The sequence below is a fragment of the Agromyces sp. Marseille-Q5079 genome, from assembly GCF_051016555.1.
Lineage (GTDB): Bacteria > Actinomycetota > Actinomycetes > Actinomycetales > Microbacteriaceae > Agromyces.
Genome location: NZ_JBPEJF010000007.1, coordinates 117,680 through 139,715, shown reverse-complemented (window position 1 = coordinate 139,715; position 22,036 = coordinate 117,680). Strand labels below are relative to the sequence as shown.

Here is a 22,036-nt window from a genome sequence, read left to right as displayed (position 1 = left end):
AGACCCCTTCCGAGAGGAACACCCCGTGACGATCGCACCGGAGCAAGCCGCCTGGTTCGCCGAGACGTTCTCGCTCATCGCCGACAACATCGAGCAGGCCGTGCTCGGCAAGCGGCACGTCGTCGAGCTCGTGCTCGCCACGGCCGTGAGCGGCGGCCACGTGCTGCTCGAGGATGCGCCGGGAACGGGCAAGACCGCGCTCGCGCGCGCGATGGCCGAGACGATCCACGGCACGTCCTCGCGCATCCAGTTCACGCCCGACCTGCTGCCCGGCGACGTCACCGGCATCACGGTGTACGACCAGAAGGCGGGGCGCTTCGAGTTCCACGCCGGGCCCGTGTTCGCGAACATCGTGCTCGCCGACGAGATCAACCGCGCGAGCCCGAAGACGCAGTCCTCGCTGCTCGAGGTCATGGAGGAGGGCAACGTCACGATCGACGGCGTCACGCGTCCCGTCGGCAACCCGTTCCTCGTGATCGCGACCCAGAACCCGATCGAGCAGGCGGGCACCTACCGCCTGCCCGAGGCCCAGCTCGACCGCTTCTCGGTGAAGACCACCATCGGATACCCCGACGAGGCCGCGACCATGCGCATCCTCCAGGCGGTCGGCGCGCCGAAGCCGAAGCTCGAGGCGATCGTGGGCACCGACACGATCGTCGCGATGAACGAGCTCTCGCGCGGGGTCTACGTCAACCCGCTCGTGTCCGACTACATCATGCGGCTCGTCGACGCCACGCGCCGCGCGTCCGAGGTGCGCCTCGGCGTCAGCGTGCGCGGGGCGATCGCCCTGTCGCGCCTGGCCATGACGTGGGCCGCGGCCGCGGGCCGCACGTACGCCACGCCCGACGACGTGCGCTCGCTCGCCGTGGCGGCGCTCGCGCACCGCCTCGTGCTGGAGCCCGAGGCCGAGTTCGACGGGGTGACCGCCGTCGCCGTGATCAACCAGATCCTGCTCGACGTGGCCGCGCCTCGGGAGAACGGCGTGGCGTGACCCCTCAGAACGCCCTCCTCCGCGAACCCGCGACCACCGACACGGTCACCTCGACCCGTGGCGCGACGGTCACGCGTCTCGCGCGCACGCGCCGCGGCCCGGTGGCCGCGGGCGCCGCACGGCTGCGCCGCACCGCGCGCGTCGCCGGCGGCCTCGCCGCGCGCGCGGGCGCCTGGGTGCGGGAGACCGTCTCGCCGGCGGGCATGCTGCTCGTCGGGGTGATGGTCGGCGGCGCCGTCGCGGGGGCCGCGTTCGGGTGGTTCGAGGCCTGGGTCGTCGCCGCCATGGCGGCGGCGCTGCTCCTCGTCTGCGTGCCGTTCCTGCTGGGGTCGCACGAGTACCGCGTGCGGCTGGAGCTGGACCGCGAGCGCGTCGTCGCCGGGTCCGAGATCCGCGCGACCCTCGACATCGTCAACGACGGCTCGCGCCCCTCGCTGCCGGGCGTCGTCGACATCCCGGTCGGCCCGGGCCTCGTCGAAGCGCACGTGCCGCTGCTTCGCGGCGGCGGCCACCACCGCGAGGAGCTCGTCATCGCCGCGCATCGGCGCGGGGTGATCGACGTCGGCCCGATGACCGTCTCGCGCGGCGACCCGCTGCGCGTGCTCCGGCGCGCGATGAGCTGGCCCGAGGTGCAGCGGGTGCACGTGCACCCCGTGACCACCGCCCTGCCGTCCTCGAGCGCCGGCCTCATCCGCGACCTCGAGGGCGCCCCGTCGAACCGGCTCGTCGACGCGGACCTCTCGTTCCACGCCGTTCGCGACTACGTGCACGGCGACTCGCAGCGCCACGTGCACTGGAAGTCGACCGCGCGCACCGGCAAGCTCATGGTGCGCCAGTACGAGGAGTCCAGGCACGCCCGCATCGCGGTGCTGCTCGACCTCGACCTCGAGGGCTATTCCGGCGACGACGAGTTCGAGGCCGCGGTGAGCGCTGCGGCATCCCTCGGCGTGCGGGGCGTGACCGAGGGCCGCGACGTGCTCGTGGCCGTGAGCGCGAGCCTCGACACCGCCGATCGCGGTGCCGTGCAGTCGATGCGGTCGCTCCCGACGATCACGCCGAGGACCCTGCTCGACGCCGTCTCGGCGCTCGAGGGCGGGCCGGCGTCGGGCACGGAGGCGCGCGTCATCCGCCTCGAGTCGGTCGCCGCCCTCGTGGCCCAGTCCTTCGGCGACCTCTCGATCGCCTACCTCGTCACCGGGTCGCTCGTGCCCCTGCAGCGGCTGCGGAGGGCCGCCATCGCCCTGCCGCTCGGCATCGCCGTCGTCGCCGTTCGCGTCGAGCCCGGAGCGGAGCCAGGCGTGCGGCGTTCCGACGACCTCACCGTGCTCACGCTCGGCGAGCTCTCAGACCTCCCGCAGCTGCTCGCCCGCGGAGCCGCACGATGAGCGCCGCCCGCCGCCGAAGCGACCGGGCCGCGTCGGCACCGGACGGAGACCTGCGCCGCACGGCGCTCGGCATCGGCTACGTCGTCGTCGCCGGCGTGCTCGCCACGGTCGCCGCGTGGCCGATCTACGGCTCGGCCCGCACGCTCCTGGTCGCGGCGGTCGGCATCCTCGCCGGCCTCGGCCTGGTCGCGATGTCCCGCGCCCTCCCGTTCCGGGGCGTGCTGCGCTGGCTGACCGTCGTCGTGGCCGCCGCAGCGGCGTACCTCCTGCTCGTCGTGCCGATCGCGATCCCCAGCGCCATGGCGAGCCCGCAGGCGTGGCTGCGCGGCATCCGCGACGGGGCCGTGGGCATCGTGGTCGGCTGGAAGCAGGTGCTCACGCTGTCCCTGCCGCTCGGCGAGTACCAGGCCGTGCTCGTGCCCTTCCTGCTCGTGATCCTCGTCGGCACCCTCGTGGCCGGGCTGCTCGTCGTCCCCGATCGCCGGTCCTCGCCGGCGGCCGTCGTGGTCGGCCTCGCGATGTCGGGGTACGGCCTCGCGTTCGGCTCGAGCGCGGTGAGCGGATCGCTGGCGGTCGGACCGGTGGTCGTCCCGGCCCCGCGCGAGCTCCTGGTCGCCGTCGGGGGACTGGTGGCGGCGCTCGCCTGGCTGCTGCTGCGATCGCGCTCGAGCAGGGCCACGGCACTGCGACGGGCGACCGCAGGCACCGTGCAGCGTGCGGGCCTCGCGGGCTGGCCCGCACTCCGCAGGCGCTCGCTGGCCGCCGTGCTCGTGGCCGTCGCCCTCGTCGTGGGCGCCGTGGTCGCGCCCGCCGCGGCCGGCATCGTCGACCGGTCGGCGCTCCGAGACGCCGTGGCGCCCGAGGTCGTGCTCCGGCAGACGCCGACGCCGCTCGCGAGCTACCGCGGGGCCTTCTCGGCCGAGCGCATCGACGAGACCTGGTTCGCCATCGAGGGCGACACCGAGGGCGTCGAGCGACTGCGGCTGGCCACCCTCGACGCGTACGACGGCGAGACCTTCCACGTGGCGGCCGCCGAGGACCCCGAGGGCGTCGCCCGCTTCAGCCGGCTGCCTCGCGCCGCGGTCCGAGCGCCGGGCGACTCCGCATTCGCGCTCCGGGTCGGCGACGGGTACGCCGGGATCTGGGTGCCGGTGCCGCTCGGCCTGCGCGCCGCGCCCGACTTCTCCGGTTCGCGTTCCGCCGCCCTCGACGACGGGTTCCACCGGGCGGCCGACGATGCAACCTCGATCGACATCGCCGCGATCCCGGATGCCTCGGGCGATGCCCACGGCCTGGTCGCGGGCGACGAGTACGCCGTCGTCGCGGCGCCCGACGAGGCGCAGGACCTCGACGAACCCGGCACCTCCGTGCTGCTGGATCCCGAGGAGTACCCGGCGCTCACCGCCTGGCTCGACCTCCAGGGGCAGCCGCGGACGGCGGCGGGGTTCCAGGAGCTCGTCGAACGACTGCGGACCCGGGGGTACCTCAGCCACGCGGCCGCCGACGGACCCGACGCGGCGGGGTGGATCGGTCGCCTCGGCGGCGGGTACGCCTTCCTCCCGAGCTACTCCGGGCACTCGAAGGCGCGCATCGAGGCCCTGTTCACCCAACTCGCCGACCAGCAGCGACTGGCCGGCCCCGAGGCATCCGATGCCGCGCTCGTGGCCGGGATCGGCGACGACGAGCAGTTCGCGGTCGCGGTCGCGCTGATCGCCCGCTCGCTGGGATACGAGTCGCGGGTCGTGCTCGGGTTCCGCCTGCCCGGCGCACCCGACCTGCCCGGCGTGGAGACCTGCTCCGACGTGTGCACGGGCGGGGCGCTGACCGCGTGGACCGAGGTGTCCGGCGAGGCCGACGTGTGGGTGCCGGTCGACGCGACCCCGCAGTTCGCGGTGGCGCCGAGCCTCATCCAGCAGGGCGAGCAGCTGCCCGAGCACCCGACGACGCCGGAGCGCCCCGACGCCCCGGTCGTCGATCCGCCGTCCGCGCAGAGCGAGTCGAACGACGCCGCTGCATCGCCCGAGAGCGACGGCGCCGCGATCCCGCCGACCGTTGCCAACTGGCTGCGCTGGGCGGGCCTCGGCACCGCGACGGTGCTGCTGCTGGTGCTGCCGCTGGTCGTGCTGCTGGTCGCGAAGGCGCTGCGGTCCCGTCGTCGCCGCCGCGACCCGTCGCCCGAGGTCCGCATCGTCGGCGCGTGGGAGGAACTCGTCGACCTCTACGCCGACCACGGCCTGCTCGCCGCCGAGCCGGTCGCGCGGGCCGACACCGCGCGCACGGTCGCACGCCCGGCCGCCGCCGCGCTCGCGGCGCTCGTCGATCGCGCCGTCTTCGCGGGCGACCCGCCGACGTCCGACGCGGCGGATGCCGCATGGCGGCTCGTCGACGACGAACGCGCCGCACTCCGGGCCGAGGTTCGTGCGCGCCGCCGACTCGCCGCGCGACTCTCGTTCGCCTCGCTCGCCCGATCCTTCCGCCCCGCACGCGCATCACTCGAGGAGCCCGCACGATGACCCCCGACGAAGCCCAGCAGATCGCAGCTGCCTCCCTCATGGTGACCGGGGTGAGCCTCCTCGTCGCCATCGGCGTGTACGTCTGGTACGCGCTGATGCTCGCGAAGGTGTTCGCCCAGTTCGGGCAGCCCGCCTGGTCGGCGTGGGTCCCCGTGTACAACGAGATGCAGGTGTTCCGGATCGGCGGGCAGCAGCCGTGGCTCGCCCTCCTGCTCTACGTGCCGCTCGCGCAGGTCGTCGGGCTCGTCTTCAAGGTGTTCGCGCTGCACCGCATCAGCAAGCAGAGCTGGCGAGGCGTCGGCACGACGGTGCTCGGCGTGCTGCTGCCGGCGGTCTGGGCCACGGTGCTCGCGCTCGGCCCCTCGCCCGACCCCGAACGAGGGCGGATGCCGCGGGGGCCCGTCACGGGTCCCATCCCGCCCGTGCAGCCGGGCGGACCGCTGGCGAACCCGTATGCGGCAGCCCAGCCCGCAGCGCCGGGGGCGACCCCGCTCCCGGGCTGGCTGGTGCCGGGCGCCGCGGCGGTCGCCGCGCCGGCCGCCGCAGTGGCGGAACCCGTCGCGCCCCCCGCTCCCGTCCAGTCCGTCCAGGCGGCGCCCGCTCCTACGGCGAACGCCCAGGCGACGCCGCTGCCCGCGGCCCCGGATCCCGCCTCCTCGCCGTTCGCACCGCCGTCGGCATTCGCCGCGGCGGAGCCCCAGCGGGTCCCGGGTCGCATCGAGCCGCTCCCGCCGATGCCGGGTTCCGCGCCCACCCCGACGCCCGCTCCGGAACCGGACCAGCACTGGGTGCAGGCCCAGCAGCCGGTGCCGGCCCAGCCGCTGGCGCCCGCCCAGCCCGTGGCCCCCGCCACGCCGCGGGCCCCCGTGTACGGAACCGTGCCGAACCCGTTCATCGCGCCCCAGCACACCGAGGCATCCGTCCCGCAGCCGCTCGTCCCCGCGTCGTTCGCCCCGGCTCCGCCCGGCGCGCAGGCGGTCGCGACGCCGCTCGGCGCGTTCGAGGTCGACTCCGACGAGACCGTCGTCACGGGTAACGACGATCCGTTCGATCGCACGGTCGTGGTCGATCGGCGGCCGGCGTTCGAGTGGCGACTCCTGCTCGGCGACGGCACCGCGTTGCCGCTCGAGGCGCCGACGATGCTGCTCGGACGCAACCCGCGGTCCGGCGATGCGGGCGAGCGCTCACTCGTCGTGCCCGACCCGAGCCGCACGCTGTCGAAGACGCACGCGATGATCCACTTCGACGGCCAGCAGTGGTGGATCACCGACCTCGACTCGACGAACGGCGTGCTGCTGGCCGACGGGTCCGGCACCGATCACTTCGTCGAGGTCGGCGTGCCCACGCCGTTCTCGGGCCGCTTCGTGCTCGGCACGCTCGAGGTGCGGATCGAACCCGATCCGCACGCCGCGGAGGCGCTGCGCTGATGTCCCATCCCCGTGTGCAGCTCACGGCCGCGGTCGCGACCGACGTCGGCCTCGTCCGCCAGGCGAACGAGGACTCGGCGCTGGCGGAGTGGCCGGTGTTCGTCGTGGCCGACGGCATGGGCGGCTACGAGGCCGGCGATCGGGCGAGCGCCGCGGTCGTCGCCGCGTTCCGCGAGCACGTCGCGGGGGCGGATGTCGCGAGCGTGAGCCACGTGCGCACGGCGCTCGCCGCCGCGGGCACCGCGGTCGCGGCCGTCGCCGCGAGCACGGATCGGGGCGCCGGCAGCACGGTCGCCGGGATCGCGCTCGTCGAGGACGAGGACGGGCCCGCGTGGCTGGTCTTCAATGTCGGCGACTCGCGGGTGTACCGCCATCACGGCATCGAGCTCGAGCAGCTCACGGTCGACCACTCGCTCGGGCAGGAGCTGGTCGAGCGCGGCGAGCTGCGTCCCGACGAGCTCGCCACGTTCACGCGCCGCAACGTGATCACGCGCGCGATCGGCGCACCCGACAGCACCGCCGACAGCTGGCTGCTGCCCGTCGTGAACGGCGAGCGGCTGCTGATCTGCAGCGACGGCCTGACCTCCGAGGTCAGCGACGAGGGCATCCGGGCGACGCTGACGATGAGCGGCCGGCCGGAGTCCGCCGCGGCGGCGCTCGTGCAGCGCGCAGTGCAGGCCGGCGGGCGCGACAACGTCACGGTCGTCGTCGTCGACGTGATCGCCGGCGGCATCGACGACCAGTCGGATGCCACGACGGGCGTCCCCTCGCTGGTCGGCGTCGCCGACGTCGAGGACTCGACGACGATCCCGGTGCCGGGGAGGACCCGATGAGCGAGCCCGACCGCGCCGTGCTGGATTCCCTGGCGGAGTTCGACGACCCGGATGAGGCGACCGTGGTCGTCGATCGCGGCCGCGACGCCGATGCCGACGCAGGCACCGACGTCGATGCGACGGTCGTCGTCGACCGGGCCGGAAGCCGGAGCGAGCCCTCCGACGTCGATGCGACGATCGTCGTCGCGCGTCTCGAGGACGCCGACGACGACGAGGCCACTCGCGTCGTCGCCCGCGAGGCGTCCGCGCCGGCGCTGACCCACGCCGCGGAGCAGATCATGAAGGCGCCGACGCGGCGCGACCGCCGCCGGCCGGCCCCGGCCCCGGTGTCCGACGACGTGCTCCGCACGGCCGAGCCGGGCATCGGCCCGGGCCTGGCCGACCACTACGCCGCGCGCGAGGTCGCGGTCGCACGACCTGCGCCGCAGCCGGTCCTGCCCGCCGGTCCGCCGCCCACGCGCGACACCGCCGCCGGCCTGCCTTCGGTCGCGCGGCGTTCGCGACGGTCGGCCGCCGTGGTGCTCGCGGCGTTCGTCACCGCGTGCTCGGTCACGGTCGTCGGCCTCGCGGTCGTCGTCGTGGCGGCGGTCGCCGCGCTGCTCGGATAGCCGTCAGGCGAAGAGGAAGAGCACGAAGCCGATGAGCGGCAGCGTGCCCTGGGTGAGGGCGGCCCGCAGGTAGCCGCGCCCCGTCGTCGTCAGCACGGCCGCGGCGAGGAACATGCAGGCCGTGCTGAAGAGCACGAGCGCCCGCCCGGCCTCGTCGACGCCGGTCCAGACGAGCACCAGGCCGATCGCGGCGCCGATGCCGAGGAACAGGTTGTAGAAGCCCTGGTTGTACGCCATCGGCCGCGTCGTGTCGGCGGCGGCCTGATCGGCGACGCCGAAGCGCTTCCACGTCGCGGGCCTGGTCCACCAGACGCTCTCCATGAGGAAGATGTAGCCGTGCAGCAGGGCTGCGAGGGCGACGAAGACGCTGGCGATGACGAGCATGCCGTGATCGTATCGCGCGCCTGTCGGGTCGCTCAGCCCGGCGCGGATTCGGGTTCGACGGCGACGGCGAGGTCGGTGCCGAGGAACCGCTCCAGTTCGACGACGGATGCCGCGAGCGCGGCCTCCTCGTCGGGCGTGGACGCGACCCAGGGGACGATCCGCACCGTCGGCGTGCCCGATGCGACGGGCGGCGCCCATCGGCCGACCATGACGCCGTCGAGCATGAGCGCGTGCAGGGGGAACTCCGCGTGGACGACCTCGTCGCCGGTCCGGTGCAGGTACGTCCGGGGTGACGCGTAGCCCATGATGTACTCGTCGTACGCCTGCAGGAGGTCCACGCGCGGCGACGGGTCGGGGTGGCTCGGGTCGGATGCCGGCGCTTCGAGCGCGGCCGCCTCGACGAGGTGGTCGACGCCGTCGACGTCGACGGTCGCGAGGGGACGGCCCGCGGCATCCGCTCGCTCGATCGCGTCGGCGAAGGCGCGTCGCGTGTCCGTGAGCGTGAAGCCCGACCATGCGGCGAAGTCGCGATCGGTCACGGGGCCGCGCGAGGCGATGAACCGCATCGCCAGTTCGACGAGCGCGTCGGCGCGGTCCCGGGGCGGCGACGGTGGAACGCGTTCGTCGAACGCGGCGTACGTGCGCTGCTTCCCGGCGTTCGCGCCGCTGATGACGACGCGTTCGAGCTCGGCGCGCATCACCACGTAGGCCATCGGCACGCCCGTCGACGGCAGGCCGGCGGCGGCGAGGGCGACGCTGAGCTCCGCCCTCGTGCGGTGGCCGCCCTCGACCGCCCCGGCCACGACGTCGAGGGCCCTCGCGGCGACGTCGCCCTCGACGCCGGTCGTCCGGTACATCGAGCCGCTCGCCCGGTGCACCCGCTCGGCCGAGAGCTCGAGCACCCACCTGGCGTCGTCGGGGTGCAGGAAGTGCCACGTCGGCCGCAGCACGTGCGTGCGGAGGATGCGGCCCGCGTCGAGGTCTGCGAGGGTCGACGCGGCATCCGGCCGGCGCTCGGCGGGCACCCGCTGCGCGAGCCCCCACTGCGCGGGCAGGAACTCCTGCGCCTGCACGGCGACGAAGCGCCGTACCGACTCGGGGGCGGATGCGTCGAACGGATGCCGCAGCCCCTGCACGCGCAGCCGCAGGTCGCGCAGCGCCGCGAGGTCCATCGCTACGAGACGTCCCGCCGCCAGGTGGTCGCGCCACCGATGAGCGTCGTGACCACGCCGATGCCGAGCAGCACGAGCCCGCCCTGCCACCACTCGAGCATCGTCGAGGAGCCGATCGCGGCGACGCTGTAGAACGACGCGCCCACGAGCGCGTCGCTCGCCGCACCGGGGAGGAACCGGCCGATGTTCGCCGTGACGTCGTTGAGCGAGGCGGCCAGGCGCAGGATCGGCTCGACGAACTGGGTGAACGCGATCACGATGACGATCGCCGCGACCTGGTTCGGCACCAGCGACCCGAGGCCGACGCCGATCGTGCCCCAGAGGGCCATGGCCAGCACGCCGCGGCCGATGAGCGCCCACGTGTCGGAGGAGTCGAGTTCGGTGTCGATGCCGAATGCCGCGAGCGCGCCGGCGCCCGCGGCCACGGACGTCGCGAACGCGGCGACGCCGAGGCCCGCGCCGAACAGCAGCTGCGAGACGAACTTCGCGCTCAGCACACTCGTGCGGTGCGGTTCGGCGAGGAACGTCGGTGTGAGCGTCTTGTGCCGGAACTCGGTGGTGACGGCGAGGGCGCCGAAGAGCACCGGGAACACGTAGCCGATCGAGGACGCGAAGCTGTAGACGAGCGGGGCGAGTCCCTCGGTGGGAAGCGGGGTCCCGGACGAGGCGGCGGCGGCATCCGGATTGTCGATGGACCAGCCGAGGAACGCGCCGAAGCCGCCCGCGAGGAACGCGACGTACCCGACGAGCAGGAGCGTGAGCAGCCACCACATGCGGGTGGTGAAGACCTTCTGGAACTCGGAGCCGAGTGCGCGCATCATGCCATCACTCCTTGGCTCCGTCGGTGGGCGCATCCGGCGCATCGGGGGCGGGTTCCGCCGATGGCGTGTCCGCCGTCGGGCCACCGGGCGGGGCATCGTCGTCGGGCACACCGCCGGCCTCGGGCTCGATCTCGTGGTGGTCGACCTCGCCGTTCACGAGGGCGAGGAAGGACTCCTCGAGTCCCGACTTGAGACGGTGCAGCGACTTCAGCTCGACGCCACCGACGAAGGCCGCGTGGCCGACCAGCCCCGGGTCGGACTCGGCCACGATGAATCCGTTGCGCCCCTCGGTGTACTCCAGCCCCGCCTGCGCGAGGGCCGCGGCGAGCTTCTGGCGGTCGGGGGAGTCTGCGATCGTGCGCGGGGCCGACTCGAGCTCGAGGCTCGAGAGGGTGCCCGTCTTGGCCAGTCGCCCGCGGGAGATGATGACCACGTCGTCGACGCTCTGCTGCACCTCGCTCAGCAGGTGCGAGCTCACGAGCACGGTGCGCCCGTCCTGGGCGAGGCGCTGCAGGAACAGGCGGATCCACTTGATGCCCTCGGGGTCGAGGCCGTTGATGGGCTCGTCGAGCACGAAGACCGCGGGATCGCCGAGCAGCGTGAACGCGAGCGCGAGCCGCTGGCGCATGCCGAGCGAGAAGCCGCCGACGCGACGGTCGGCGAACTCGGCGAGCCCGACCTGCTCGAGCACGACCGGCACCCGCGCCGAGGGGATGCCCGCCGCGGTCGCCGTGATCCTGAGGTGGTTGCGGGCGGTGCGCCCGGGATGGAAGTTCGCGTCGAGCGCGGCGCCGACCGTCTCGAGCGGCTTCTTCAGCGCGTGGTACGGGGTGCCCCCGAAGGTCGCCGTGCCGCTCGAGGCCTTGACCAGGCCGAGCAGCACGCGCAGCGTGGTCGTCTTGCCGGCACCGTTCGGGCCCAGGAACCCGGTGACCCTTCCGGGCTGCACGGTGAAGCTGAGGTCCTCGACCGCGGTGACGCTGCCGAAGTGCTTGCTGAGCCCCGTGATCTCGATGGGGATGCCGCTGTCCATGCGTTCTCCTCGTACCCGGGGGCGTACGGGCCGCGCTTGACCGCACCCCCGTACGGCCCGGCGACGAGTCGCCACACGCTCACCCTAGCGAGGGACGGTCGCGCGCGGCATCCGTCACGCGGGGGATTCGCGAGATCCCGCGCCGGTCGAGTCGGCGCGCAGCGCCGTACCGAGACCTCGATGCGAACGCCGATGGGTCTCGATACGCTTCGCTACTCGACCGGCTACTCGACCGTCGTCGCGTCAGTTCAGCGGCCGGATGCCGTCGGGCAGCACGCCCCCGAGGTAGAGGTCGGTCGCGAGGTCCTGCAGGGCGCCGAGCGCCACGCGCTGCGTGGTCGGGCCGTACGAGAGGCGGGCGACGCCGAGCTCCTGCAGGCGTGCGGGCGCGGGCACGCCGGGCAGGCCGATGAGCGAGACCTTCAGGTGTCCGATGCCCTCCACGAGCTGGGACACGACCTCCTCGCCGAACATGCCGGGCACGAACACGCTCGTGGCACCGGCGTCGAGGAAGGCGCGGCCGCGCGCGATCGCGTCGGCGATGTTGGCCTCGAGCGAGCGCTCGCGCCCGCGGACGAAGGCGTCGGTGCGGGCGTTCAGCGCGAACGGCACGCCCTCTGCCTCTGCAGCGGCGACGGCGGCGCTCACGGCCGCGACCGACTCGTCGAGCGGCTTCAGCTGGTCTTCGATGTTGGCGCCCGAGACGCCCTCGCCGATCGCGCGCCGCACGGTCTCGCCCGCATCGCCGTACCCGGCGTCGAGGTCGGCGCTCACGGGCACGTCGACGGCGCGGGCGATGCGGCCGACCATGTCGAGCATGAGGTCGAGGGGGATCTGCTCGCCGTCGGGGTACCCGAAGCTCGCGGCGATCGAGTGGCCCGCGGTCGCGAGGGCGCGGGTGCCCGGCACGGCGGCGACGGCCTTGGCGGAGACGACGTCCCAGACGTTCACCACCTGGAGCAGTTCGGGGGCGGCGTGCAGGCGGCGGAGTTCGGAAGCGCGTTCGGCGGTGGTCATCGTCCCAGCGTATGGCCGCCGGGAGGGGTGCCGGGCCGGTCGCGCGGATGAGGTCCGGAACTCACAGGTCTCGTCGGTCGCGTCAGGCGAGGGCCGCGGCCAGGCCGGCGAGCAGCCGCTCGACGTCGTCGTCGTCGGTGTACGGCGCGAGCCCGACCCGCAGGCCGCCCTCGTCGCCGAGCCCGAGCCGGCGCGACGCCTCGAGCGCGTAGAAGTGGCTGCTCGGCGCGAGCACCCGCTCCTCGGCGAGCCTCGCCGTGACGTCGGATGCCGCGCGCCCGGCGAACGTCAGCAGCAGGGTCGGGGTGCGGCGTGCCGCCCGCGAGTGCACGGTGACGCCCGGCAGGTCGGCGAGGCCGCCCTCGAGGCGCGCGAGCAGGCGTCGTTCGTGCGCATGCAGGGCCCGATAGGAGGCCACGAGCCGCGCACGGCGCGAGCCCGCGGCATCCGCGTGCAGGGCGTCGATCGACGCGATGCCCGTGCTCGACGGCGCGACGAACGCGGCGAGCACCTCGACCGCGGCCGTCACCCCGGCGAGCTGCTCGTACGGCAGCGTGCCGAACTCGAAGCGCTCTGGCACCGCGTTCGTCGACGCGAGCAGCTTGTCGGGCGAGATCGACTCGAGCAGGTCGGGTCGTGCGGCGAGGACCCCGCAGTGCGGGCCGAGGAACTTGTACGGCGAGCACGAGAAGAAGTCCGCCCCCAGCGACGCGAGATCGGGCAGCTCGTGGGCCGTGGCGTGCACGCCGTCGGCGTAGACGAGCGCGCCGGCATCGTGCGCGGCGGAGGCGATGGCCGCGACATCCGGAATCGTGCCGATGAGGTTCGACGCCGCGGTGACCGCGACGAGCCGGGTGCGCTCGGTGAGCAGCCCGGCCACGGCCTCGACCGGCAGCTCGCCCGTATCGGGGTCGAAGTCGGCCCAGCGCACGGTCGCCCCGACCCGTTCGGCCGCCTGCACCCAGGGGCGGATGTTGGAGTCGTGATCGAGGCGCGTGACGATGACCTCGTCGCCCGGGCCCCAGTCCTTGGCGAGGTGCCGGGAGAAGTCGTATGCCAGCTGCGTCGCGCTGCGGCCGTGCACGATGCCGCGTGGATGCACGTTCAGGAGCTCGCCCATCGCCGTGCGGAACCCGTGCACCGCGGCCTCGGCATTCCGTTCGGATTCGCCCGTCGAGCCCCGGTTCGAGAGCGGACCCGTGAGCACGGCCGCGATGGCGTCGCCGACCGCTCGGGGCGTCTGCGTGCCGCCCGGTCCGTCGAAGTGCGCCCAGCCGCTCGCGAGCGACGGGAAACCGGAACGGATGCGCGCGACGTCGTAGCCCATGCCGTGAGCCTACGGCGAAGGCCGCCGCTACGATGCACTCATGAGCGGGGAGGGCTCCGAGACATCCGGAGCGGGGAGCGAACCGGCGCCGCGTCCGCGTCGGTTCTCCGTCAACGCGCTGCTCGACGGGTTCTTCTTCGTGTACGCCGGCCTCGCCGCGGTCTGGCTCGCATGGCTGGTGTTCACCGAGTCGTTCACGTTCGGCTGGTGGGGCATCGCGTTCTTCCTCGCCTTCTGGCTGCTGCTCGCCTACCTCGTGCTGCCGCGACTGCACCGCATCCTCACCACGATCTACGTGCCCGACTACTTCATGGGGCGGGCTCGCACGAGCGACGGCCTGCTCGGCGACCCCGTGAACCTCGCGATCGACGGGTCCGAGGAGGCGCTGCACGCCGCCATGCTGCGGGCCGGGTGGACGCGCGCCGACGACATCACCCTCGCGACCAGCCGGCGCATCATCACCTCGACGATCACCCGCCGCAGTTACGACGAGGCGCCCGTGAGCCCGCTCTTCCTCTTCGGCCGGCAGCAGGACTCGGCCTACCAGCAGGAGGTCGAGGGCAACCCCGCGAGGCGCCATCACGTGCGGTTCTGGCGCACGCCCGACGGCTGGCTCCTGCCCGGCGGACGCCGCGTCGACTGGCTGGCCGCCGGCACCTTCGACCGCGCGGTCGGCTTCTCGCTCTTCACCCTGCAGATCACGCACAAGATCGACGCCGACACCGACGTCGAGCGCGACCACATCGTCGCGACCGTGCTCGCGGCCAATCCCGCGGCGCGCGTCGACGTGCTGCGCGACTTCTCGACCGGCTACCACTCCCGCAACGGCGGCGGCGACTCGATCACGACCGACGGCGACCTCCCGGTGCTCGAGCTCGATGCGGTTCCGGATGCCGCGATCCCGGCGACCCCGGGGGCGCCTGGCGCCGTGGCCCGCCCCGACGCCGCGGTCGCCGCCGGCCCCGACGCCTCGGCCGTCGAGCCCGCGGGCGCGACGTCGGCGGACCCGGGGGAGGCGACATGACCGGGGAGCCGGAGTCCGTCCCGCGCAAGCGCTCGGCGTTCGAGTCGCCGGCCGTGCTCGCCCGGCGCGAGCCGACGGCGCCCCCGACGATGCGCCGCCCGGTGGCGACCTCGCTCGGCGCGGTGCTCGTGATGCTCCGCGTGCTCGCGGGCGTCATCTGGCTGACCGCGCTCGCGGTCTCATGGCGGCAGGTGATCGGCGAGGAACTGGGGCTCGACTACCCCGCGGGCAGTGCGGAGGACCAGGCGTTCACGTTCGTGCTCGTGCTGATCCTCGTGGTGGGCAGCCTCGGACTGCTCGTCGTCGCACTCTTCGGCTTCGCGGTGTACCGCGGCAGCAACGTCGCGCGCCTGCTCGTGATGACGTTCACCACGTTCAGCATCACGGCGGCGGCGATCGACTACTTCGCCGGCGGCGAGGAGATCACGGTGCGCACGACGCTGCTCACGCTCTCGCTCGACATCCTCGTCATGCTCGCCCTGTCGAGCCGCGCGGCGCGGGCGTACGCGCGGCGCCCCAGGCCGAAGCGCGCGGCGCGGCGCCGCCGTCCCGCGCCGGTCGAGTAGCTTCGCTACCCGACTGGCGGCTCGCGCAGCCAGTGGTCGGCGACGAGCTCGGCGACCAGCAGCTCGGTGAGCGCGGCGATCGAGTCGTCGTCGTCGCCCGCGAACCGCACGGTGCGCTCGGCGCCCGGCAGGTCGCGTCCGATCGACGCGAAGCGGGACCCGCGCTGCGCCATCCAGTCGAGCGCCTGGGCGTCCCATGCCGAGCCGCCGAAGACGAGGGCGCGGTAGTCCTGCGTCTTCGTAAGGTAGACGTCGACGTGCGACCAGTCGCCGGTCTCCGACGCGAAGGCGCTGCGCCGCGGCACCTCGCGCAGCATGAGCGCCGACTGCTGGGCGCTCGACGCGCGTTCGGCGGGCGCGAGCGCCCAGGTGCCCATCGGGCCCGCGAGCAGGTCGGCGAGGGGCGGCATCCATTCGCCGGATGTCGCGAGCAGCTCGGCGTTCGCCGCGGCGGCCGCCCGCACGGCCCTCGCGTCGAACCGCGCCGCCGGCGCCGTGCCGAGCAGTTCCTCGAGCACGGCGTCGAGCACCGCGAACGTCGCGCGGAACGTGCGACATGCGACGCCGGATGCCTCGACGCCCGCGAGCAGCGGCACGACGACGTCGGCGAGGCGACCGAGTTCGGAATCGGGTCGGTTCGTCACGGCGATGAGCCGCCCGGTGCCGCGGTAGCGCCCGACGGCGCGCAGCACCTCGACGCTGCCGCCCGTGGCCGAGACGGCGACGACCGCGAGGTCGGGCGCTGCGGGAGGCAGCAGCTCGGCGCTCGCGAGCTCGACCACGACGTTCGCGCCGACGCTGCGGTAGCGGCGCGCGACGACGTCGGCGGCGTAGCGGCTCGAGCCCATGCCGAGCACGAGCACGCGCGCGGCGCCGAGCATCGGCAGGCGCTCGAGCCCGGGAAGGCCCTGCTCGAGCGCGTCGGCGATTCGCTCGAGCGTCGTGGGGATCAGGTCGAGGTCGGCTCGAAAGGCGGCGGTGTCCACGGGTCCTCCGGGGTCTCGTTCGTCGAAGCGTAGCGGTGCGCGATCGCCGCGTCGGGGGCGTAGCGCCACCCCGGGAGGAACCCGGCCGCGTAGTGCAGTTCGGCGGCGAGCTGCTCGGCCTCGAAGCCCGGCAGTAGGTGCGGGTCGAAGAGCTCGGCCCGCGCGAGCGCGGCGAGGTACGCGTCGAGCAGGGCGGCACGCGCGCGGTCCGCCCACGCGAACGCCGCGGGGTCGGCCCGGCCCAGGCGCTTCTGCGCCACGGCGGCGACGAGGTCGAGCGAGACGAGCAGGTGCGCCACGTCGCGGGCCGCGGCATCCGCTCGCTCCCGGTCGGCCGCGTCGAGCTGGGGGTCGCCGTCGAAGTCGATGATCGTGTAGCGGCGGCCGTCCGGGGCCGCAGCGTCGGGGGAGGCGAGCACCTGCCCGAGGTGCAGGTCGCCGTGGATCGGGAACTCGAGGCCCGGCCGTGTCTTCGGGAGCGAGCGGATGTCACGCGCCAGTGCCTCGCGGCGGTTGCGCAGTCGCACGCCGGTGGGTCCGTCGGTCGTCGCGATCGCCCGGGTCAGGGCGTCGTCGGCTCGGGCGAGGCGTGCCGTCGCGGCATCCGCACCCGCACTCGAGGCGGCGTCGCCGAGCACGTCGTGCATGCGCGCCACCTTGGTGCCGAGCTCGGCCGGCCAGGCGGGGTCGGGTGCGCCCGCGACGGCGGCGACCACGTCGTCGACCGCCCAGGTCCAGCCATCCTCGGCGCCGGGGAGGTACTCGGTGACGATCGCGAGCGTCGAGTCGCCGAGCTGCGGATGCCGCCAGCCCACGCGCCCGTGCAGCCGCGCCACGTCGTGGGAGCCGCCCGCGGCCAGCCGCTCGAGCAGGAGCCCGGCGCGGTCGGCCGCGGCCCAGCGGCCCACGATCTTCACGACGAGGCGTTCGTCGACGATCACGGACGTGTTGGTCTGGTCGACGGCGATGGCGCGCTCGGGGGCGTCGGCCGGCAGGTCGCCGACCACGAGGGCGGCGATGGCGCGGGCGACCCCGTCGCCGGCCGCGGGCCGGGCGCCGTCGACGAGCACGCGACCGTCGTCGGCGACGGACACGCGTCGTCCGCCGACGACCGGATGGGAGCCGTCGAATGAGTTCATTGAATTCGGATTGTAACTATTGTGCAAACTCCTCGCCAGTATGTCCGCACATCCATTGCGGTTTCTTCAGTGCCGGTGCAACAATCGCTCAACCTTTCGACGCCCCAGGAGGAACAGCATGCCCACCACACGACGCATCGTCGCCGTCGCGGCCGGCACCATCGCCGTCGCACTCGCCGCAACATCCTGCTCCACCGGCGGCGGAGAGGTCGATCCGTCCGCCGACATCTCCGAGCAGACGCTCACCGTCTCGATCTGGTCGGACTACTACCCCGAGGACCTCGCCGAGCAGTTCGAGGAGGCGACCGGCGTCAAGACGACGATCGTGAACCACACCACGAACGAGGACATCGTCGCCAAGCTCACCGCGAGCGCCGACTCCGGCATCGACGTCGCGTTCGTGTCCGGCCAGTACGCCCAGGCGCTCGGCGAGCAGGGCCTGCTCGCGAAGCTCGACAAGTCGCTCATCCCGAACGAGGAGAACCTCTACCCCGAGGCGCTCGAGCTCGACTACGACGAGGGCAACGTCTATTCCGAGCCCTACGCCTGGGGCACGACGGGCCTCTGCTACCGCCCGGACCTCACGGGCTACGACCCCACGTCGTGGAACGACCTGCTCACCCCGAAGCCCGAGCTCGAGGGCAAGACCACGATGCTCTCGACCGACCGCTGGCTCGCGATGCCCGCGCTGAAGGCCGAGGGGTACTCGCTCAACACGACCGACGACGCCGAGCTCGACGAGGCGAAGGCGCAGCTGCTCGAGACCAAGCCGACGCTGCTCGCGTACGACGACACGACCTTCTACTCCAAGCTCGTCTCGGGCGAGGCAGCCCTGGTCGAGGCGTGGGACGGGTGGTGCAACTACGGCATCGCCGAGGACCCCACGATCAAGTTCGTGGTGCCCGAAGAGGGCTCCGACCTCTGGGTCGACACCATGACCGTGCTCGAGTCGTCGGAGAACAAGGAGGCCGCCATGGCCTTCATCAACTACATCCTCGACCCCGAGGTGCAGACCTGGGTCGCCGAGAACATCCTCTACAAGGTGCCGAACCAGAAGGCGATGGAGGCGCTCGACCCGTCGCTCATCGAGTCCTACCCGACGCTCGGCATCACGGTCGACGAGCTCTTCGACCAGGAGGTCATCGTCGACCTCGGCGAGGACTCGCTGAAGTACGTCGACCTGAACGCCGAAGTCCTGGCCACCAACTGACGCCGTGACCTCGACGTCCCACCCGACGACCCCCGTCGTGCGCGCGAGCCGCGCGCGACGGGGGTTGGCCCCCGTTCCGTTCCTCGCCCCGGGGATGGCCTTCCTCATCGTCTTCATGGCGATCCCGGTGGGGCTGCTCGCGTTCTACACGTTCTTCAAGCGCGGCCGCTTCGGCGGCCTCGTGTTCGAGTTCACGCTCGACAACTGGGTCAAGCTGTTCGAGCCGCTCTACCTCGGCGTCATCGCCCAGTCGATCGGCATGGCGCTCGTGGTCACGCTGCTCGCCCTGCTGCTCGGCTACCCGATGGCGTACGCCATCGCGGGCCTGTCGCCCAAGTGGCGCACGGTCGCGCTCGTCGCCGTCGTGCTGCCGTTCTGGACGAACTTCCTCATCCGCACCTACGCGTGGATCCTGCTGCTGAACAACGCCGGCTGGGTGAACCAGTTCCTCCAGGGCATCGGCGTCATCGACGATCCGATCAGCATGCTCTACACGCCGCAGGCCATCATCGTCGGCCTGCTGTACATGTACCTGCCCCTCATGGTGCTGCCGCTCTACGCCTCGCTGCAGCAGCTCGACCCGTCGCTCCGCGAGGCGGCGACGAACCTCGGTGCGACGCCGTGGCGGGCCTTCCGCACGGTGACCCTGCCGCTCTCGGTGCCCGGCGCGCTCACCGGCTGCGTCTTCGTGTTCGTGCCCGCGATGTCGAACTTCGTGATCCCCGAGCTCATCGGCGGCGGCAAGACGATCATGGTCGGCAACCTCGTGCGCGACCAGTTCTTCGAGGCGCGCGACTGGCCCTTCGGGGCGACGCTCGCGCTGCTCCTCACGATCATCCTCGTCGTCGTGATCGTGCTGCAGTCCGCGGTCTCGCGCCGCATCACGGAAGGACCCCGCCGTGGCTGACCCCGCCGTCGTCGCGAATCCGGATGCCGCGGCGAACCCGAGCACGACCGCGATGCGCGAGCTCGAGCCGTCGATCCGCCCGCGGCCGGTGCGCCGGCCCCGCGGCATCCTCGTGCCCCTCTGGCTCGGGTACGTCTTCCTCTACCTGCCGATCCTCGTCGTCGTGATCATGAGCTTCAACGACTCCGAGAACCTCTTCATCTGGCGCGGCTTCTCGCTGCGCTGGTACCCCGAGGTCTTCGCCGACGAGAAGCTCATGCAGGGCCTCGGCAACACGCTCATCGTCGCGACCGGTGCGACGGCGATCGCGACCGTGCTCGGCACGCTGCTCGCGTACGGCATCGCCCACTACACGCGCGGCGGGTTCGTGCGGGCGTTCGCGATCGCCCCGGCGATCCTGCCCGACCTGCTGCTCGGCATCGGCCTGCTGACGTTCTTCTCGCTGCTCGGCATCACGCTCGGGCTGCACTCGGTGATCCTGGCGCACTCGGTCTTCGCGACGGCGTTCGTGACCGCGATCGTGCTCGCCCGCATGGCGAGCCTCGACCCGAGCCTCGAGGAGGCCTCCCGCGACCTGGGGGCGAGTCCGACCCGCACGTTCCTCCGGGTCACGCTCCCGCAGCTCGCACCCGGCATCGTGGCCGGCGCCCTGCTCGCCTTCACGCTCTCGCTCGACGAGTTCGTCATCGCCTTCTTCACGACGGCGCCCACCCAGCCCACGCTGCCGATCGTCATCTACTCGATGGTGCGGTTCGGCGTGACGCCCGAGGTGAACGCCCTCGCCACCCTGCTCCTGTTCGTGAGCGTCGTGACCGTGATCGCGGCGCAGAGACTGACCCGACTGACTGGATCCTCGAAATGACCACTGCCCCACTGCTCCGGGTCGAGGGCGTTCGCGCCGTCTACGGCGACACCGTCGCCCTGCACGACGTGTCGCTCGACATCGGCGACAACGAGTTCTTCGCCCTGCTCGGTCCGTCGGGCTGCGGCAAGACCACCCTGCTGCGCTCGATCGCGGGCTTCGAGACGCCCGCCGCGGGGCGCATCGAGGTCGACGGCCAGGACCTGCTCCGGATGCCGCCGCACAAGCGCCCCGTCAACATGATGTTCCAGAGCTATGCGCTCTTCCCGCACATGAGCATCGAGAAGAACATCTCGTACGGGCTCGAGGCCGAGGGGCTCGGCCGAGCCGAGATCCGGCGACGAGTCGACGAGGTGGTCGAGGTGGTCGGCCTGGGGCAGCTCGCGAAGCGCCGGCCGTCGCAGCTCTCCGGCGGCCAGCGCCAGCGGGTCGCCCTCGCCCGCGCGATCGTGAAGCGCCCGCGCCTGCTGCTGCTCGACGAGCCGCTCTCGGCGCTCGACCGCCAGGTGCGCGCGTCGATGCAGCTCGAGCTGAAGCGCCTGCAGCACGAGGTCGGCCTCACCTTCGTGGTCGTGACGCACGACCAGGAGGAGGCCATGTCGATGGCCGACCGCATCGCGGTGCTCCGCGACGGCCGGCTCGAGCAGCTCGCGACCCCGCAGGAGCTCTACGCGAATCCGGCGTCGCGGTTCGTGGCCTCGTTCATCGGCTCGGCCAACCTGCTCGACGGCATCGCCACCGCGACCGGGCTCGACGTGCCCGGCGTCGGCTCGCTCGACGTGTCGCACGCGCTCGCCGCGGGCACGCCAGCGACTGCCGTCGTGCGACCTGAAGACGTGGAGCTGACGGATGCCGCGACCGCGGCACGGCTGCGCGGCACGATCATCGACACGTACTTCCTGGGCGGCGCCTCGACGATCTCCGTCGAGGTCCCGGGCATCGCGGCGCCGATCCTCGCGACCGTGCACGGCGCGAGCCGGCTGGGCCGTGGCGACGCGGTCGGCCTGCGCTTCGGTCGCGTCGCGGTGGTCGGGGCGGATGCGCCCGCGGCATCCGTCGACGAGGGCGGCGCGCCCGCGGCATCCGCAGCCTCTGCCGGGCCGACGGCCGGGCAGGCCGCCGACCAGTCTCAGGAGGGGGTCAGCGCGTGACCCGTGGCGAGCCGCGCGTAGGCCACGATGAGTTGGAAGGCTCCCTCGTGGTCGATCGTCGGGTGCCCCGCGATGATGCGGTAGCCGTAGGCGTCCTCGAGGGCGACGAGGTTGCGGGCCGTCACGAGCGACGGCTGGGCGAGGGTGAACAGGCCGCGCGCGGCGCCCTGCTCGAGCACGACCTGGTACATGCCGACCTGGCGGTCGTAGAGCGTCGTCAGGAGCGAGGCCATGAGCGGGTTGCGGCCGGCCGAACCGCCGAGCTCGCAGAGCAGGCGCACCTCGGTGTCGCCGGGGCCGCTCGGCAGGCCCGACCTCGCGAGGGCGAGCAGGCGCGTCACGGGGTCGTCGTCGAGCTGCTCGAGCATGCGCACGCGCCCCTCGTAGAAGCGCTCCATGCCGGCCCGGTTGGCCTCGAACATCAGCTCGTCGACATCGGGGTAGTAGTAGAGCACCGCGCCCGACGTGAGGCCGGCCTCTTCGGCCACCCGGTTCAGTCGCGCCCCCTCGGGGCCGTGCGCGGCGATCGCACGCTGGGCCGCCGCGACCAGCTGGCTGCGACGCTCCTCTTGACGCTTCGGCCTGGCCATGCGGCTCCTCTCGGCGGACAGATTGTCTGCAACTTCGCTCAATCTTAGGGCTTTGAAGCGAGTTATCGCATAAGTCTTGACCGATCAAAT

The 22,036-nt window shown here is 73.1% G+C and carries 21 protein-coding genes; 12 read left to right on the top strand and 9 right to left on the bottom strand.

Going from position 1 to position 22,036, the window contains the following annotated elements:
* Window positions 1–25: 25 nt before the first annotated feature.
* The 6 genes from ACR3IO_RS15620 to ACR3IO_RS15595 are packed head-to-tail and all read left to right on the top strand — an operon-like array spanning window position 26 to window position 7,757.
* Complete coding sequence (locus tag ACR3IO_RS15620; RefSeq protein WP_434072145.1) at window positions 26–991, top strand: AAA family ATPase; 966 nt, start codon at window positions 26–28, stop codon at window positions 989–991.
* Window positions 988–2,376, top strand: coding sequence for a DUF58 domain-containing protein (locus ACR3IO_RS15615; protein ID WP_434072144.1), 1,389 nt, complete (start codon window positions 988–990; stop codon window positions 2,374–2,376). The genes ACR3IO_RS15620 and ACR3IO_RS15615 overlap by 4 nt, the downstream gene beginning before the upstream one ends.
* Window positions 2,373–4,889: a transglutaminase-like domain-containing protein gene (locus ACR3IO_RS15610; protein ID WP_434072143.1), complete on the top strand. Its 2,517-nt coding sequence runs from the start codon at window positions 2,373–2,375 to the stop codon at window positions 4,887–4,889. Before ACR3IO_RS15615 ends, ACR3IO_RS15610 begins: the two co-directional genes overlap by 4 nt.
* The gene (locus ACR3IO_RS15605) at window positions 4,886–6,316 is read left to right on the top strand and encodes a DUF5684 domain-containing protein (RefSeq protein WP_434072142.1); all 1,431 of its coding nucleotides are present in this window, start codon (window positions 4,886–4,888) and stop codon (window positions 6,314–6,316) included. The genes ACR3IO_RS15610 and ACR3IO_RS15605 overlap by 4 nt, the downstream gene beginning before the upstream one ends.
* A complete protein-coding gene (locus ACR3IO_RS15600) occupies window positions 6,316–7,149 on the top strand; it encodes a PP2C family protein-serine/threonine phosphatase (protein WP_434072141.1) in 834 nt (277 codons plus the stop codon). Before ACR3IO_RS15605 ends, ACR3IO_RS15600 begins: the two co-directional genes overlap by 1 nt.
* Window positions 7,146–7,757: a hypothetical protein gene (locus tag ACR3IO_RS15595; RefSeq protein ID WP_434072140.1), complete on the top strand. Its 612-nt coding sequence runs from the start codon at window positions 7,146–7,148 to the stop codon at window positions 7,755–7,757. Before ACR3IO_RS15600 ends, ACR3IO_RS15595 begins: the two co-directional genes overlap by 4 nt.
* Window positions 7,758–7,760: 3 nt before the next feature.
* On the opposite strand, the gene ACR3IO_RS15590 is transcribed toward ACR3IO_RS15595, so the two are convergent.
* From ACR3IO_RS15590 to ACR3IO_RS15565, 6 genes are all read right to left on the bottom strand, one after another.
* On the bottom strand, window positions 7,761–8,141 hold the full coding sequence (locus ACR3IO_RS15590; RefSeq protein ID WP_434072139.1) for a DUF1304 domain-containing protein: 381 nt from the start codon (window positions 8,139–8,141) through the stop codon (window positions 7,761–7,763).
* Window positions 8,142–8,173: 32 nt separating this feature from the next.
* Window positions 8,174–9,313: a winged helix DNA-binding domain-containing protein gene (locus ACR3IO_RS15585; protein WP_434072138.1), complete on the bottom strand. Its 1,140-nt coding sequence runs from the start codon at window positions 9,311–9,313 to the stop codon at window positions 8,174–8,176.
* 2 nt (window positions 9,314–9,315) lie between these two features.
* Window positions 9,316–10,134, bottom strand: a complete 819-nt coding sequence (locus ACR3IO_RS15580; RefSeq protein ID WP_434072137.1) for an ABC transporter permease — start codon at window positions 10,132–10,134, stop codon at window positions 9,316–9,318.
* 4 nt (window positions 10,135–10,138) lie between these two features.
* On the bottom strand, window positions 10,139–11,167 hold the full coding sequence (locus tag ACR3IO_RS15575; RefSeq protein ID WP_434072136.1) for an ABC transporter ATP-binding protein: 1,029 nt from the start codon (window positions 11,165–11,167) through the stop codon (window positions 10,139–10,141).
* 243 nt (window positions 11,168–11,410) lie between these two features.
* On the bottom strand, window positions 11,411–12,184 hold the full coding sequence (locus ACR3IO_RS15570) for an isocitrate lyase/PEP mutase family protein (protein WP_434072135.1): 774 nt from the start codon (window positions 12,182–12,184) through the stop codon (window positions 11,411–11,413).
* Between the two features lie 82 nt (window positions 12,185–12,266).
* Window positions 12,267–13,511: a cysteine desulfurase-like protein gene (locus ACR3IO_RS15565; RefSeq protein ID WP_434072134.1), complete on the bottom strand. Its 1,245-nt coding sequence runs from the start codon at window positions 13,509–13,511 to the stop codon at window positions 12,267–12,269.
* Window positions 13,512–13,551: 40 nt separating this feature from the next.
* On the opposite strand from ACR3IO_RS15565, the gene ACR3IO_RS15560 reads away from it, so the two are divergent.
* Both ACR3IO_RS15560 and ACR3IO_RS15555 read left to right on the top strand, forming a co-directional pair.
* Window positions 13,552–14,535 carry an LssY C-terminal domain-containing protein gene (locus ACR3IO_RS15560; RefSeq protein ID WP_434072133.1) on the top strand — a complete coding sequence of 328 codons (984 nt, stop codon included), beginning with the start codon at window positions 13,552–13,554 and terminating at the stop codon, window positions 14,533–14,535.
* Entirely contained in the window at window positions 14,532–15,101 is a 570-nt protein-coding gene (locus ACR3IO_RS15555; RefSeq protein WP_434072132.1) for a hypothetical protein, read from the top strand. The genes ACR3IO_RS15560 and ACR3IO_RS15555 overlap by 4 nt, the downstream gene beginning before the upstream one ends.
* A gap of 5 nt (window positions 15,102–15,106) precedes the next feature.
* Here ACR3IO_RS15555 and ACR3IO_RS15550 read toward each other — a convergent pair whose 3' ends face one another.
* A complete protein-coding gene (locus ACR3IO_RS15550) occupies window positions 15,107–16,087 on the bottom strand; it encodes an SIS domain-containing protein (RefSeq protein WP_434072131.1) in 981 nt (326 codons plus the stop codon).
* Window positions 16,051–17,226 carry a hypothetical protein gene (locus ACR3IO_RS15545; protein WP_434072130.1) on the bottom strand — a complete coding sequence of 392 codons (1,176 nt, stop codon included), beginning with the start codon at window positions 17,224–17,226 and terminating at the stop codon, window positions 16,051–16,053. The genes ACR3IO_RS15550 and ACR3IO_RS15545 overlap by 37 nt, the downstream gene beginning before the upstream one ends.
* Before the next feature lie 118 nt (window positions 17,227–17,344).
* Here ACR3IO_RS15545 and ACR3IO_RS15540 point away from each other — a divergent pair, with 118 nt between their 5' ends.
* The 4 genes from ACR3IO_RS15540 to ACR3IO_RS15525 are packed head-to-tail and all read left to right on the top strand — an operon-like array spanning window position 17,345 to window position 21,356.
* Window positions 17,345–18,436, top strand: coding sequence for a polyamine ABC transporter substrate-binding protein (locus ACR3IO_RS15540; RefSeq protein ID WP_434072129.1), 1,092 nt, complete (start codon window positions 17,345–17,347; stop codon window positions 18,434–18,436).
* A gap of 4 nt (window positions 18,437–18,440) precedes the next feature.
* The gene (locus tag ACR3IO_RS15535; protein WP_434072128.1) at window positions 18,441–19,343 is read left to right on the top strand and encodes an ABC transporter permease; all 903 of its coding nucleotides are present in this window, start codon (window positions 18,441–18,443) and stop codon (window positions 19,341–19,343) included.
* The gene (locus ACR3IO_RS15530) at window positions 19,336–20,205 is read left to right on the top strand and encodes an ABC transporter permease (protein ID WP_434072127.1); all 870 of its coding nucleotides are present in this window, start codon (window positions 19,336–19,338) and stop codon (window positions 20,203–20,205) included. Before ACR3IO_RS15535 ends, ACR3IO_RS15530 begins: the two co-directional genes overlap by 8 nt.
* Window positions 20,202–21,356, top strand: a complete 1,155-nt coding sequence (locus ACR3IO_RS15525) for an ABC transporter ATP-binding protein (protein WP_434072126.1) — start codon at window positions 20,202–20,204, stop codon at window positions 21,354–21,356. Before ACR3IO_RS15530 ends, ACR3IO_RS15525 begins: the two co-directional genes overlap by 4 nt.
* Here the strand turns inward: ACR3IO_RS15525 and ACR3IO_RS15520 are convergent.
* Window positions 21,335–21,946, bottom strand: coding sequence for a TetR/AcrR family transcriptional regulator (locus tag ACR3IO_RS15520; protein ID WP_434072125.1), 612 nt, complete (start codon window positions 21,944–21,946; stop codon window positions 21,335–21,337). The two genes, ACR3IO_RS15525 and ACR3IO_RS15520, sit on opposite strands and share 22 nt — an antisense overlap.
* Window positions 21,947–22,036: the final 90 nt, after the last annotated feature.